Source organism: Halomonas urumqiensis (assembly GCF_003028575.1).
GTDB lineage: Bacteria > Pseudomonadota > Gammaproteobacteria > Pseudomonadales > Halomonadaceae > Halomonas > Halomonas urumqiensis.
On the sequence record NZ_PYUD01000001.1, the window covers coordinates 1,471,764 to 1,484,834 of the forward strand.

Consider the following 13,071-nt stretch of genomic DNA (forward strand, 5'->3'; position numbering starts at 1 on the left):
TCAGTCGAGCCTGGGCAGGCAGACACTGATGACGACGGTGGCCAGCAGCATGGCGCTGGAGACCCAGAGTGTGGCGGGTAGCCCAGCGCTCATGTAGAGCCAGCCGGAGAGCAGGGTACCGATCAGCCGGCCCATGGCGTTGGCCATGTAGTAGAAGCCGACGTCCAGCGAGACACCGTCGCCCCTGGCCATCTTGACGATCAGGAAGCTGTGCAGGCTCGAGTTGACCGCGAACACCGCACCGAACAGCAGCAATCCCCCCAGCAGCACGACGTAGGGCTGCCATTCTGGCCCCGGCTGCCCGAGCCCCAGCGCGATCAGCGCGGGAATGGCCGCCAACCCCGCCGCCCAGGCAATGGCCGACCCCCGGCCGGCATGCTTGCCGGTGATGCGAGGCGCCAGCGCCTGCACGCCTCCGTAGCCGATCACCCAGAGGGCCAGGAAGCCACCCACGCGCCAGCTGTCCCAGCCGAACTGGGTGGCCAGGAATACCGGCAGCGCCACCACGAACCAGACGTCACGCGCGCCGAACAGGAACATGCGCGCCGCCGAGAGGATGTTGATGGCGCGACTCTTGGAGAGAATCTCGCGGAATTTCGGCTTGCTTTTGGCACGCCCGAGGTCGTTGTCGAGCCGGGCAAGCGACAGGCCAAGCACCGCCAGCAACATGATGGCCATGGCGGCGATGGCGCCCTGGAAGCCGATCAGCGTCAGCAGCAGGCCGCCCATGAAGAAGCCGACCCCCTTGAGGGCGTTCTTCGAACCGGTGAGCAGCGCCACCCAGCGGTAGAGCGCCTGGTGACCGTCCGGTGTGCCGGGTACCAGGGTCTTGATGGCGCTCTTGGCGCTCATCTTGTTGAGATCCTTTGCGATGCCCGAGAGTGCCTGGGCGGCCATCACCCATGGCACCGACAGCCAGGCTACCGGCACCAGCAGCATGCCGAGCGCCACGACCTGCAGGCCCAGCCCCAGGTTCATGGTGCGATTGAGCCCCAGCCTGGCGCCAAGCCAGCCGCCCACCAGGTTGGTGACCACCCCGAAAAATTCGTAGAACAGAAACAGCAGTGCCACTTCCAGGGCCGAGTAACCCAGGCCGTAGAAGTACAGCACCACCAGCATGCGCAGCGCGCCATCGGTGAGCGTGAAGGCCCAGTAGTTGCCCGTGACCAACAGGTACTGGCGGATCTCGCGGGGCAGGGCGGCGAGGCGCTGGCCCAGGCCTTCAGCCACGTTCGCCTCCCACCTTGGCGGCCAGCTCCACGGTACGGCAGGCATAGCCGTATTCGTTGTCGTACCAGGCGTAGAGTTTTACCTGGGTGCCTGCCACCACCATGGTCGAAAGAGCATCGACGATGGAGCTGCGCGCGTCGCTGCGGTAATCGATGGACACCAGCGGTCGCTCTTCATAGCCGAGAATACCGGATAGTTCATGCTCGGCGGCTTCCCGAAGCAGCCGATTGACCTCTTCAACGCTGGTCTCGCGGGCCACCTCGAACACCATGTCGGTCAGTGAGGCGTTGGCCAACGGCACCCGCACCGCATGGCCGTTGAGCTTGCCTTCGAGTTCCGGAAAGATCGCGGTGATGGCCTTGGCCGAGCCGGTGGTGGTGGGGATCAGGCTCATCCCGCAGGCGCGTGAGCGGCGGAGGTCAGGCTTTTGTGGAGAGCTGGGGGCATCGAGAATCGTCTGGGTGTTGGTGATGTCGTGGATGGTGGTCATCGATCCATGGCGAATGCCAAGAGATTCGTGGATCACCTTGACCACCGGGGCGAGGCAGTTGGTGGTGCAACTGGCGGCGGTGACGATGCGGTGCCGGGCTGGATCATAGAGGTGGTCGTTGACGCCCATCACCACGTTCAGCACCCCGTCTTCCTTGACCGGTGCACTGACCACCACGCGCTCGACGCCCTGGTCGAGATAGGCCTGGAGTTGCTCGGTGGTCTTCATCTTTCCTGAAGCCTCGATCACCACATCGCAGCCCGACCAATCGGTGGCGGCGATATCGCGGTTCTCGGTGAAGGCGATGCGCCGGCCAGCCACATTCAAGGCGTGTTCGTCGGCCGTGATATCATCGCCGCCGCCGGTCCACTGGCCATGTACGGAGTCGAACTGCAGCAGGTGGGCGAAGGTCGCGGCACCCCCGCCGGGGTCGTTGATCCGCACGTACTCGATGCCGGGATTGGCCCAACCGGCACGCAGCGCCAGTCGACCGATGCGTCCGAAGCCATTGATGCCGATCCTGATGGTCATGAGGAGGTCCTGTTTATTGAAAGCGTGGATATCGAGAGAGAGGATACTGGGACGGAAAATGAATATATGGTACAGCGTATATGCCTGGCGATGACAGTGTGATGACATGCCTGTGATGACATGCCCGTCATGAAGAGCCTAGACGCGGCGACCCTGCCGATCGATGCACGGCTGCCGGATATCCTCGCATCCCTGGAACCGTCTTCACGGGTGCTGCTGGTCGCCGAACCAGGTGCCGGCAAGACGACCCGTGTGCCGCTGGCCTTGCTCAAGGCCCCGTGGTCGCGAGGTGGCAAATGGCTGTTGCTCGAGCCGCGCCGCGTGGCCGCGCGCCTGGCGGCTGGCTTCATGGCCGAGACCATTGGCGAGTCGGTGGGCCAGACCGTCGGTCTGCGCATGCGCGGCGAGACCAGGGTTGGGCAGGACACGCGCCTGGAAGTGATCACCCAGGGGGTGTTGACGCGCCTGCTTCAGGACGACCCGATGCTTGAGGGCGTGGCCGGGGTGATCTTCGATGAATTCCATGAGCGTAGCCTGGAGGCGGATCTTGGCCTGGCGCTGGCCTTGGATGCCCAGGCGGGCCTGCGCGAGGATCTGAGGCTGCTGGTGATGTCGGCAACCCTGGATGTAGAGAGCCTGCTGGCCGTCATGGGCCGCCAGACCCCGGTGATCGACTGTCCCGGTCGCAGCTATCCGGTGACGACCCATTATCGTGCGCTCAACCAGCGCGAGGATGTGGTCCGCCAGCAGGCCAGCGCCGTGCTTGAATCCCTCGAGAATGACGTCGGCGATGCCCTGGTCATTCTGCCCGGCGTGGTGGAAATTCGCCGCCTGGCCCGCGAACTCGCCCCGCGTGCACCCGGCCTCGCTTTGCTGGAGTTGCATGGCCGACTGCCGCTCGAGGCGCAACGCCGCGCACTGTGCCCGGATGTCGAGGGCCGGCGGCGCGTGGTGCTGGCCACCGCGATCGCCGAATCGAGCGTCACGGTCGAGGGAGTGCGCATCGTCATCGATGCCGGACGCGAACGGGTGCCGGTGTTCCAGCCGCGCACCGGCATGACACGCCTGGAGACCCGGCAGGTCAATCGCGCCAGCGCCGACCAGCGCCGGGGGCGTGCCGGCCGCCAGGGCCCCGGTACCTGTCTGCGGCTGTGGAGCGAGGAACAGCCGCTGATCCCCCATGGCGAGCCGGAGATTCGCCAGGCCGACCTCGCCCCGTTGGCGTTCGAGCTGGCCCGCTGGGGCATCAGCGATCCCGCGCAGCTTCGCTGGGTGACTCCACCTCCCGAGGCCAGCCTGTCCGCCGCCCGTGATCTGCTGCAACGGCTCGGGCTGCTCGACGCGGCGTTTCATCTCACGGCACTCGGCCGAGCGGCAACTCGCTGGCCAACCCATCCGCGCCTGGCGGCGATGCTCGAACGTGCCGCTGAGCTGGATGCCCGGCCACTTGCCTGTGCACTGGTGGCAATGCTGGAAGGGCGTGACATGGACGCCGAGCGAGACCTGGCGCAAGCACTGAGCCTGCGGCTGGCGGATGCCCGGGCCTACCGGCAATGGCATGGTGAAGCGAGGCGCCTGGCGGCAATTGCCCGCTGCGGGCTGGAGGTAAACAGCCTCGACCCGCTTGGTGAGCTGCTGGCGCTCGCCTACCCCGAGCGCATCGCGCAACGTCACGATGAGCGGTCGCCGGGACGCTTTCGGCTGGCCGGTGGCGGGCTTGCGACGCTGCCCGAGTCGCATCCGTTGGCCCATGCCGAACTGATCGTGGCCGCCGAACTGGATGGTCAGGCGAGCGGTGCGCGCATCTTCCGCGCAGTGGCGCTGGAGGTCTCGCGCCTCGAGCGGCTCTATCCGGAGAGCCGCGAATGGCGAACGCAACTGGCGTGGTCTGACGAGCAGGGCAGGCTGGTGGGGGAGCAGGTGCGCGGCCTCGGCGCCGTGGTGCTGGCCAGCAAGCCGCTTCAGGCGTTGCCCACCGAGGCCGTGCGCCGTGCCTTGCTCGACGCTTTGCGGCGGCGCGGTGCGCTGCCCTTCGATCATCAGGCCGAGCAGTTGCGCGGACGTGTGGCGTTGCTGCGACGGGAAGAGGGCGAAGCGTGGCCCGACTGGTCAGCACAGCACCTGCTCGGATCGCTTGCGACCTGGCTTGGGCCGCATCTGGAGGGGGTCACCCGGCTCGAGGATGTGCTGCGCCTGCCGCTTGGGCGCTTGCTGCACGACAGTCTCGATTGGCCGCTGCGTTCGCGGTTGGACGCCCTGGCGCCGGAACGGCTGGCGGTACCCAGCGGCAGCCAGATCCGGCTGGATTACACCCCTTGCCTGGAGGACAAGCCACCGGTGCTGGCGGTGAAGTTGCAGGAGGTGTTCGGCTGGCACGAGTCGCCTCGCATCGTTTCCGGACGGGTGCCGGTATTGCTGCATCTGTTGTCTCCGGCCCGCCGGCCATTGCAGGTCACCGGCGACCTGGCAAGCTTCTGGGCCAATGGATACCCGCAAGTGCGCAAGGAGATGCGCGGTCGCTACCCGAAACACCCATGGCCCGAAGACCCACTCGTCGCCGAAGCCACCGCCCGTACCAAGCGGCGCGGTTGAGGTCGGCCTACCTCAACGCGCCTCGGCGTGGTCGCGACGCGCTTTCGAACCGCGCCCGTGGGCATCGCGTCCGCCATGCAGCCGGCGCAGCGCCCATTTCTCCAGTTCAACCACCACGAAGATCGCCACGCTGCCCATCGCGATGGCAAGCCAATGCGCGGGTCCGAGAGCGGCGCTGCCGAAAATCACCTGCATGAAGGGCAAGTAGGTCCAGGCCAGTTGCAGGGCCATCACCGCCCCGATGGCGATCCACACGGGCCGGCTGCCGAACAGCCCGCCAAGCGAGAAGCTGCTGGCGGTCAGGAAGCGGCTGTTGATCAGGTAGGCGGCACTGCCGGTGATCAGCATGTTTACCGCGGCGCTGCGCGCCAGCTCGATCTCGCCCGCGCTGGTGTCCAGTACCCAGGTGAACATGCTGAAGACACCCGCGAGCAGCAACAGCGAGACGAACACCACCCGCCACAGCAGGAACAGATCGAGCAGGGCGGCATCCGGGTCTCTGGGCTTGCGCTGCATGATATCCGGCTCGGCGGATTCGAAGGCGAGAGCCAGGCCGAGGGTGACCGCCACCACCATGTTGACCCACAGCGCCTGCAATGGCGTCAGGGGCAGCAGTCCGCCTGCAAGCACCGCGATCATGATCGCCAAGCCCTGGGCACCGTTGGTGGGCAACAGGAAGGTGATGGTCTTGCGGATATTGTCGTAGACCGTGCGGCCCTCGCGGATGGCACCGACGATGGTGGCGAAGTTATCGTCGGCCAGCACCATCTCCGCGGCCTGCTTGGCGGCTTCGGTGCCTTGAATGCCCATTGCCACGCCGACATCCGCCCGCTTCAGCGCCGGGCCGTCGTTGACGCCATCGCCGGTCATCGCGCAGATGCCGCCGTGCGCCTGCATGGCCATGACCAGCCGCAACTTGTGCTCGGGTGACGCACGGGCGTACACATCCACGTCTAGAATCACCGATTTGAGGTCATCGTTGGATAGCGCCTCGATTTCATGCCCGCTCAATGCCCGTTCGGTCTGAGCGAAACCCAGCTGTGTGGCGATCGCCCGAGCGGTGACGGCATGATCTCCGGTGATCATCACCGGGCGAATCCCGGCGCTCTGGCACTGTTTCACCGCGGCGATAGCTTCTTCCCTTGGCGGATCCAGCAGGCCCACCAGCCCGAGCAGCACCAGTTCCTGTTCGGCATGTTCGTCTTCCAGTGTGGCCAGCCCAGGGAGCGCGCGTTCCGCCAGCGCCAGCACGCGCAGTCCCTGTGACGAGAGTTCATGCAGATGAGACTGCCATTCGTCGTGCTCCAGCGGCATGTCGCCTTGGTCACCACGCACCCTGTGGCACATCGTGAGCAGGCGGTCCGGCGCGCCCTTCACCAGCAGGCACGGGATGCCATCGACGTCATGCAGGGTCGCCATGTACTGGCGCTCGGACTCGAAGGGAATGGCATCCTGGCGGTTGTGGTCACCGCGCAGCGCGGGTGCCGACAATCCGGCCTTGGCGGCGGCGACCACCAGCGCTCCCTCGGTGGGGTCGCCATGGATACGGTATCGCCCGTGCTCTTCGGCCAGTTCTGCGTCGTTGCACAGCACGCCGACCTTGAGGAAGTGGCGCAGGGCATGGTGCGCATCCAGGTCGAGAGGCGTGGGGTTGCGCTGTCCCTCACGCAGCGCATGAAAATCGCCTTGGGGTTCGTAGCCCACGCCATCGATGGCGATGGGTCCTTCGGGTAGCCAGATGACCTGGGCGGTCATCTCATTGCGGGTCAGGGTGCCGGTCTTGTCGGAGAAGATCGTCGAGATGGCTCCCAGGGTCTCGACGGCCGGCAGCCGACGGATGATCGCATTGCGCCTTGCCATGGCCTGCACGCCCATCGCCAGGCCGATGGTGACAATGGCGGGCAGGCCTTCGGGAATGGCGGCCACGGCAAGCCCGACAGCGGCCATGAACATCTCGCCCAGAGGTTGGTCGTGAACGATGACGCCGAAGGCAGCGGTGAGGGCGGCGGCGGCCAGTATGCACAGCGCCAATACCCGGCCGGCACGATCGATCTGGCGCAGCAATGGAGTCTTGAGTTTCTCGACCCCGCGCAGCAGCTCCGATATCCGACCGATCTCGGTGCGAGCGCCGGTGGCAACCACCAGGCCGTGGGCCATGCCGTGCACGACGATGGTGCCCGCATAGGCCATGCAGTGGCGATCGCCGAGCTCGACACCCACATCGACAGGGGCGGTGGACTTTTCGACGGGCTCCGATTCCCCGGTCAGTGCCGCCTCATCGGTGCGCAGACGGTGTGCCTCGATCAGCCGCAGGTCGGCGGGTACGCGATCACCGCTCTCCACCAGCACGATATCCCCCGGCACCAGGGTCTCGGCGTCGATCAGGCGACGCTTGCCATCTCTGACCACGTTGGCCTTGGGCGATAGCATGTCGCTGATGCTGTCGAGAGCATGTTCGGCCTTGCCTTCCTGCACAAAGCCGATCAGAGCGATGATCAGCACCACGCCGAGAATGGCGGCTGCATCCAGGGCATGCCCGAGCCCCAGGCTCGCCACCGACGCCACCAGCAGAATCACCATCAGGATGTTGTTGAACTGCTCGAGCAGGCGCTTCCACCAGGGGCGCCCCTCCGCCTGCAGCAGCAGGTTCGGGCCATGGGCAGCCAGCCGCTGCAGGGCCTGCTCGTGACTTACCCCATCGGGGCCGCTATCGAGCCGCTGCAGTGCCTCATCGGGCCCCATGGCGTGCCAGGGTGGCGGGGTGTCGTGCTGGCGTTCATCCATGCGGGGCTCCTTGGTGGCCCAGGGCGTAGATGAAAGCTTTAGCACAAACGATGCTGCACTGCAGTGATCCAGGGCAAGACAGGGCTGGTCTCCATGACAGATTCAGCGATGCGATGATCAGGATGGTCGAGAACGACGAGCCGATGCCCATGGTGATGAAAAGACCGATCAGCAGCATCATCAGCGCGGCCAGGCCCTTGTTGTCACCGATCAGGGTGGCGATGATCAGTGTGAAGACAACCATTCACTAGTCGTATGCCCGACACTGTCATGGGGTGGGATGGGTCGGCTACCATAGGGCTTCACCCATTGCCGAACCTGGACCCCTCGACATGCCCTCCAAGACCTCGACGCGCATCAACAAGTACATCAGCGAGAGTGGTATGTGCTCGCGGCGCGAGGCTGACCGCTATGTGCAGCAGGGCAACGTCCAGTTGAACGGCAAGCGCGCCACCACGGGCGACCAGGTGTTTCCCGGTGATGTGGTCAAGGTCAACGGTCAGTTGATCGAGCCTCAGGAGCCGGAGGATCTGGTGCTGATCGCGCTGAACAAGCCGGTGGGGATCGTCAGCACCACCGAGCCCGGCGAAAAGGCCAATATCGTCGACTTCGTTCAACACGGTGTGCGTATCTTTCCCATCGGCCGGCTGGACAAGGATTCTCAGGGCCTGATCTTTCTCACCAATAATGGCGATCTGGTCAACCGTATCTTGCGCTCGGCCAACCAGCACGAGAAGGAGTACGTGGTGACGGTAGACAAGCCGATCACCGATGACTTTGTCTCCTCCATGGGCAGCGGGGTACGCATCCTTGGTGAAACCACCAAGCCGTGCAAGGTGGTCAAGGTCTCCTCGCATGTCTTCAATATCACGCTGGTGCAGGGCCTGAATCGCCAGATCCGCCGCATGTGCGAGGTGTTCGGCTATACGGTGACGCGGCTCGAGCGCATTCGCATCATGAACGTCAGCGTGAAGGGCCTGGCGCTGGGTGACTGGCGTGACCTGACCGCCAAGGAGGTCGATACGCTGATGGCGCTGACCGCGGATTCGGTCTCCGATGCGCCCCAAGCCAAACCCAAGCCCAAGCCGGCCAGGGGCAAGCCGTCTGGCGACAGGGCCGGGCGTAAGTCCTCGGCTGGCAAGGCCGGTGCCGGAAAGTCCAGGGCTGGAAAATCCGCGGCTGGAAAGCCTGGCGTTGGGAAACCCGGCGCCGGCAAATCCGGGGCTGCTGCCAAGGGGCGCGGAAAGAGCTCGGCGGACAAGACGTCGGCCAAGGGAGCGCGAGGCGACAAGGCCAAGGGCAAGCCGGGGCGCCACGCGGCCCCCAAGACACGCGGCCCGAAGGCGGCCAGACCCGCTTCACGTGGTACCTCCAAGCCGCGCGGACGAAAATAGCGCGACTCACACGGTCCGCGTTGACGTCATCTCCGTTGGTCATCCAATAGGTCCCCCATGACGCCATTTGATATGCACGACCAGGACAAGCGACTGTTCAGCCCCTCGGCCTTGCGCAATCGCGGGCCGATTCTCGATGTGCTCAAGGCGCATCTGCCGCCCCAAGCCCGGGTGCTCGAGGTGGCCAGTGGCAGCGGAGAGCATGCCATCCATTTCACGGCCAGCATGCCGGGTTGGCAGTGGCTGCCAAGCGACCCCACCCTCAGGGCTTGCCAGTCCATTGCGGCATGGCGGGAACATGGTGGCATGGGGAATCTGCGTGAGCCGATGATGCTCGATGTCACGGGGCAGTGGCCTGAGGAAACCTTCGATGCCGTGGTGGCCATCAACCTCCTGCACATTTCACCGTGGGAGGTGACCCCCGCCTTGATTGCTGAGGCGGCGGCGCATCTCGTCGATGGCGGTCGACTGGTGATCTACGGCCCGTTCATGCGCGACAATCGCCATACCGCGCCAAGCAACGCGGCTTTCGACGACGACCTCCGCGCCAGAGACAAGCGCTGGGGGATTCGTGACCTTGGCGACCTCACGACCCAGGCCGAGCGCCAGGGATTGACGCTCGACCGGGTGGTGGAGATGCCGGCCAACAATCTGAGCCTGGTTTTTCACAAGAGGCCCTCTGAGGACGTCTACAAATGACTGCGCTCGGTCATGCGGCGTTGAAATCAGCTTCAAAATGCTCATTTACAAACACGTAAACTCCGCTTTTTCACCCGATTTCGCCTTGCCTGACCATCGCTCGTGACTTTTGTAAACACCCTCAGTACCTTCAGGCAGGGCCCACCACATGCTTGACCTGCTGATAGCTGGCCAGGCCCCAGGGCCCGAGCTCGCGGCCGATACCGCTGCGCTTGAAGCCACCCCAACCGGTTTCGGGCAGCACCAGTTGTTCGCTGTTGAACCAGATGCAGCCGGCACGCAGTTCACGACCGATCCGCTGGGCACGCGCGCTGTCACCGCTGATGACCGTTCCGGCAAGGCCGAACTCGCTGTCGTTGGCAAGCTCGATGGCCTGGCGTTCGCTGTCGATGGTGTGTGCGCAGAGTACCGGCCCGAAAATCTCCTCGCGCCACAGCCGGCTGGTCACCGGCACATCGCGATACAGGGTGGGCGCCAGGAAATAGCCTCGCTCTGGCAGTTCCCGGTGGCGTCCGTCGCGTACGGCCACGAGGCCTTCCTGCTCGGCGATGGCCAGATACGCCTCTACCGCCTTGCGCTGCCGCGCGCTGGCAAGCGGTCCCATGTCGGTACTTTCGGCCAGGGGGTCGCCCAGCATCAGGGCGTCGATGCGTGTGGCGAGTGCCGCGAAGAGCGGCTCCGCCACGGCCTCGTGCACCAGCAGGCGTGATGTGGCCGAGCAGATCTGGCCCGCATTGAAGTAGATACCCGCCATTACCCAGTTGGCGGCAAGCTCGGGGTCGGCATCTTCCATGACCAGGATGGGAGACTTGCCACCGAGTTCCAGCGAAACACCGGCGGTGCGCGCGGATGCCGCGGCCATCACCGCTTCACCGACCCGGTTGCTGCCGGTGAACGAGAGCTTGTCGACGCCTGGGTGGCGGCTGAGTGGGGCGCCGATGCCGTCGCCATCACCATGCACAAGATTGAAGACGCCAGCGGGCAGCCCCACTTCGAGGGCGATCTCGGCGAGTGCCTGCTCGGGAAGCGGCGTGACCTCCGACGGTTTCAATACCGCAGTGCAACCGGCGGCAAGCGCGGGGGCGAGTTTCCAGGCGCTGGTCACCAGCGGGAAGTTCCACGGTGTGATCAGGCCCACCACGCCTACCGGGTCGTGATAGCAGCGCGCATCGACGCCTTCCATCTCCACCGTCACCGCCTGCCCTTGGCGGGCGTCGAGTTGGCGCGCCTGCTGCGCATAGTAGCGATAGCAGGCGATGGCATCATCCAGGTCGATGCCGGCTTCTTCCAGCACCTTGCCATTGTTGGTGCAGGAAAGCCTGATCAGCGCCGAGCGCCGCTGTGTCAGGGCATCGGCGAAGCCATCCAGATAGACCGCGCGCTGTGAGCCGGTGAGCGCCCGCCAGGCGGGCAAGGCCCGGCTGGCCGCGGCGACCGCTGCATCGACGTCCGCCGGGTCGCCGGCGGTGACCTCGGCGATCTGTTGCTCGGTGTAGGGGTTGGTGACCGGTAGCAGGCGGTCTCCCTGTGATTTCACCCACTGGTTGTCGATGAACTGATGGTCAAGTCGTTGCATGGTATGTCTCTTGTCGTGGTGGCATGGTGCGGCAAGGCCGCGCGCTATCTACTGGCCATGGCCTGGCCCCTGGTCGACATTCAGCCCAGGGATTGCTCCCAGCGGGTGGCATCCACTTCGATCAGCAGTGGGCCATCCAGCGGCCGGCTGGCCAATGCCTGGGCGAGATCGGCGGGGCTGCCCACGGGTACTGCCGTGCAGCCGAAGCCGCGTGCCACGGTGAGGAAGTCAGGGGCCTTGATATCGACGCCCAGGCGTTCCACGCCGTTGGCATCCATGAAGCGACGAATCTCCTCATAGCCAGCGTTGTGCCACAGCAAGATCACCACCGGCAGCTGTTCTTCCACCGCCGTCGCCAGCTCCGAAAGGGTGAACATCACTCCTCCGTCACCCACCAGCGCGACCACCGGCAAATCGTGCCGGGCAAGCTTCGCACCCAGGGCGGCCGGCAGCCCATAGCCGAGGGTGCCGTAGCCCGTGGACGCATTGAAATAGCGGCGTGGTTCGGGCTGTGCCACCAGATGGTTGCCCGCATACACCGGTGCGGTGGAATCGCCCACCAGGATCGCGTCAGGCAGTGCCTTGCGCAGCACGTCATACAAGGGCACGAAAGGGGCAAAGGCGGGGTCGTCCCGCAGTGCGAGCTCAGCCAGTGTCCGGGCGGTACGTTCGGCGCCGGCCTTGGCGAGCGGTTGCGGGAAGTGTTCCAGCAGCCGTTCCAGACCACGTCGCGCATCACCCACCAATCCAAGCGACAGCGACTGGTTGCGGACCAGTTGCTGGGCATCGAGGTCGATGCGGATCAGCTTGCCGGTGAGCGCGAAGCCGTCATCGAACACCACGTCGTAATCGGTCTCGCCGATTTCGGTACCCACGGCAAGGATGACGTCGGCCTCGGCGGCCAGCTTGCGAACCGCGGGCAAAGCGGCGTTGGCACCCAGGTCGAGGGGGTGGTCGCGCCCCAGGATGCCCTTGGCATTGATGGTAATCACCGTGGGTGCATCGAGGCGTTCGACCAGTGCGCGTGCGGCAGCCGGGGCATCCGCGCTGCCACCGCCCAGCAGTAGAAGAGGACGCTCGGCGTGACGCAACCACTCGGCGGCAAGCGCCAGCCCCTCGGGGTCCGGACTCGGGCGGTACAGGCGAGGCGGCTGGCTGGTGGCAGGGGCATTGACGGGAGCTGCGAACAGATCGATGGGAATCTCGATGTGTACCGGGCCCGGGCGTTCGCCCTGAAAGACGGCGAAGGCGCGGGCCAGGACTTCCGGCAGGCCGTTGGGGTCGAGCAGCGTATGGCTGAAACGCGAGACCCCCGCCATCATCTGTTGCTGGCTTGCCAGTTCATGCAGGCGCCCCTGCCCGCGACCCAGGGTGTCGCGCCGGTTGACGCTCGATATCACCAGCATCGGGATGGAATCAGCCAGCGCCTGGCCCATGGCGGTAGCGATGTTGGTCATCCCGGGGCCGGTGATGATCAGGCAAACCCCGGGCTTGCCGGAGGCCCGTGCATAACCATCGGCCATGAAGCCCGCCCCTTGCTCATGCCGCGGGGTGACATGGCGAACGCCGCTACCGGTCAGTCCGCGATAGAGCTCGACGGTATGCACCCCGGGGATCCCGAACAGCGTATCGACGCCATAGGTAGTGCGCAGCAGGTGAATCAAAAGGTCAGCGCAGGTCATGCTGGAGGGGCGTATTTCGTGATCGGTACTCATCAGGTTGCATTCCTCTGGTCGATGATGCGGCACGGCCAGGGCCGGCCGCATCGAGCCGGT

At 65.4% G+C, this 13,071-nt stretch carries 8 protein-coding genes and 1 pseudogene; 3 read left to right on the forward strand and 6 right to left on the reverse strand.

Annotation, left to right across the window (positions count from 1 at the left end; genetic code table 11):
* Together arsJ and C6V82_RS06360 are read right to left on the reverse strand one after the other, a co-directional pair.
* Positions 1 to 1,230, reverse strand: a complete 1,230-nt coding sequence (gene arsJ / locus C6V82_RS06355; protein WP_229843008.1) for an organoarsenical effux MFS transporter ArsJ — start codon at positions 1,228 to 1,230, stop codon at positions 1 to 3.
* Positions 1,223 to 2,251, reverse strand: a complete 1,029-nt coding sequence (locus tag C6V82_RS06360; protein WP_102586597.1) for an ArsJ-associated glyceraldehyde-3-phosphate dehydrogenase — start codon at positions 2,249 to 2,251, stop codon at positions 1,223 to 1,225. The genes arsJ and C6V82_RS06360 overlap by 8 nt, the downstream gene beginning before the upstream one ends.
* A gap of 129 nt (positions 2,252 to 2,380) precedes the next feature.
* Here C6V82_RS06360 and hrpB point away from each other — a divergent pair, with 129 nt between their 5' ends.
* Positions 2,381 to 4,843: an ATP-dependent helicase HrpB gene (gene hrpB, locus C6V82_RS06365; RefSeq protein WP_229843006.1), complete on the forward strand. Its 2,463-nt coding sequence runs from the start codon at positions 2,381 to 2,383 to the stop codon at positions 4,841 to 4,843.
* Positions 4,844 to 4,855: 12 nt separating this feature from the next.
* Here hrpB and C6V82_RS06370 read toward each other — a convergent pair whose 3' ends face one another.
* Together C6V82_RS06370 and C6V82_RS18275 are read right to left on the reverse strand one after the other, a co-directional pair.
* The gene (locus C6V82_RS06370) at positions 4,856 to 7,627 is read right to left on the reverse strand and encodes an HAD-IC family P-type ATPase (RefSeq protein ID WP_102586595.1); all 2,772 of its coding nucleotides are present in this window, start codon (positions 7,625 to 7,627) and stop codon (positions 4,856 to 4,858) included.
* Positions 7,628 to 7,730: 103 nt separating this feature from the next.
* Positions 7,731 to 7,841: pseudogene (locus tag C6V82_RS18275) on the reverse strand (Na+/H+ antiporter NhaC family protein); the annotation flags it as partial.
* 118 nt (positions 7,842 to 7,959) lie between these two features.
* Between C6V82_RS18275 and rluF the strand changes: the two are divergent.
* Both rluF and C6V82_RS06385 read left to right on the forward strand, forming a co-directional pair.
* Entirely contained in the window at positions 7,960 to 9,021 is a 1,062-nt protein-coding gene (rluF, locus tag C6V82_RS06380) for a 23S rRNA pseudouridine(2604) synthase RluF (protein ID WP_102586594.1), read from the forward strand.
* Positions 9,022 to 9,078: 57 nt separating this feature from the next.
* A complete protein-coding gene (locus C6V82_RS06385; protein WP_229843004.1) occupies positions 9,079 to 9,720 on the forward strand; it encodes a DUF938 domain-containing protein in 642 nt (213 codons plus the stop codon).
* A gap of 130 nt (positions 9,721 to 9,850) precedes the next feature.
* Here the strand turns inward: C6V82_RS06385 and C6V82_RS06390 are convergent, their stop codons facing one another.
* Together C6V82_RS06390 and C6V82_RS06395 are read right to left on the reverse strand one after the other, a co-directional pair.
* Positions 9,851 to 11,296 carry an aldehyde dehydrogenase family protein gene (locus C6V82_RS06390; RefSeq protein ID WP_102586592.1) on the reverse strand — a complete coding sequence of 482 codons (1,446 nt, stop codon included), beginning with the start codon at positions 11,294 to 11,296 and terminating at the stop codon, positions 9,851 to 9,853.
* A gap of 80 nt (positions 11,297 to 11,376) precedes the next feature.
* Positions 11,377 to 13,011 carry a 5-guanidino-2-oxopentanoate decarboxylase gene (locus C6V82_RS06395; protein WP_229843001.1) on the reverse strand — a complete coding sequence of 545 codons (1,635 nt, stop codon included), beginning with the start codon at positions 13,009 to 13,011 and terminating at the stop codon, positions 11,377 to 11,379.
* Between the last annotated feature and the right edge of the window lie 60 nt (positions 13,012 to 13,071).

Bases quoted from the DNA above. Each gene is read 5' to 3' on its own strand.
- rluF (WP_102586594.1), top strand. From the start codon at position 7,960: ATGCCCTCCAAGACCTCGACGCGCATCAACAAGTACATCAGCGAGAGT.
- C6V82_RS06360 (WP_102586597.1), bottom strand. From the start codon at position 2,251: ATGACCATCAGGATCGGCATCAATGGCTTCGGACGCATCGGTCGACTG.
- C6V82_RS06390 (WP_102586592.1), bottom strand. From the start codon at position 11,296: ATGCAACGACTTGACCATCAGTTCATCGACAACCAGTGGGTGAAATCA.
- hrpB (WP_229843006.1), top strand. From the start codon at position 2,381: ATGAAGAGCCTAGACGCGGCGACCCTGCCGATCGATGCACGGCTGCCG.
- C6V82_RS06385 (WP_229843004.1), top strand. From the start codon at position 9,079: ATGACGCCATTTGATATGCACGACCAGGACAAGCGACTGTTCAGCCCC.
- C6V82_RS06370 (WP_102586595.1), bottom strand. From the start codon at position 7,627: ATGGATGAACGCCAGCACGACACCCCGCCACCCTGGCACGCCATGGGG.
- C6V82_RS06395 (WP_229843001.1), bottom strand. From the start codon at position 13,011: ATGAGTACCGATCACGAAATACGCCCCTCCAGCATGACCTGCGCTGAC.